General features: G+C 59.7%; 1 protein-coding gene. It reads left to right on the forward strand.

Annotation, left to right across the window (positions count from 1 at the left end; all coding sequences use genetic code 11):
• On the forward strand, positions 1–853 hold an 853-nt coding region (locus tag Xbed_RS18875), incomplete at both ends, for an AMP-binding protein (protein WP_139837564.1).

The raw sequence follows: 853 nt of genomic DNA on the forward strand, positions 1-853 counted from the left end.
ACCCTGAGCTATGGTGAATTGAACCAACGCGCCAACCGGCTGGCCCATCATTTGATTGCGCTGGGCGTGCAGCCGGATGATCGGGTGGCGATCTGTGCCGAACGCAGTCCGGAGCTGGTGGTGGGGCTGCTGGCTATCCTCAAGGCGGGCGGTGCCTATGTGCCGCTCGATCCGGGCTATCCCGCCGAACGGCTGGCCTATATGCTTGAGGACTCCGCGCCGGTGGCTTTACTGACCCAGACCCGGTGGGTCGATAAGCTCAATAGCCCCCTGCCAATCCGCTTACTTGATCATGCACTTGATGAGGAACTTGACCGTCAGACAGCCGACAATCCGGACGCGCCGGCACAGGGGCTGACATCACGCCATCTGGCCTATGTGATTTATACCTCGGGATCAACCGGTCAGCCGAAAGGCGTAATGGTTGAGCACCGCAGTGTCCTGCGCCTGATTATCAATAACGGTTTTGCCGATATTGGCCCGGATGACGGTATCGCCCACTGTGCCAATGTCTCCTTTGACGCCGCAACCTGGGAAGTGTGGGCGGCTCTGGCGCATGGGGCACGCCTGCTGCTGATACCGGAGAAAACCTTGCTCCAGCCAGACCATTTTGCTCAGTGCCTGTCAGCGGAAAAGGTCAGCGCGCTCTTCCTCACCACCGCCCTGTTTAACCAATATGCGAATTTGATCGCCCCCGCATTGTCTGGCCTGCGTTATCTGCTGTTCGGGGGGGAACAGACGGATACCCGCCCGGCCATGCGTCTGCGATCCCAGCATCCACCGGAGCACTTGCTGCATGTCTATGGCCCGACGGAAACCACCACGTTTGCCACGGCCTATGAAATCCCCGTGA

The sequence above is a fragment of the Xenorhabdus beddingii genome (assembly GCF_002127545.1).
Lineage (GTDB): Bacteria > Pseudomonadota > Gammaproteobacteria > Enterobacterales > Enterobacteriaceae > Xenorhabdus > Xenorhabdus beddingii.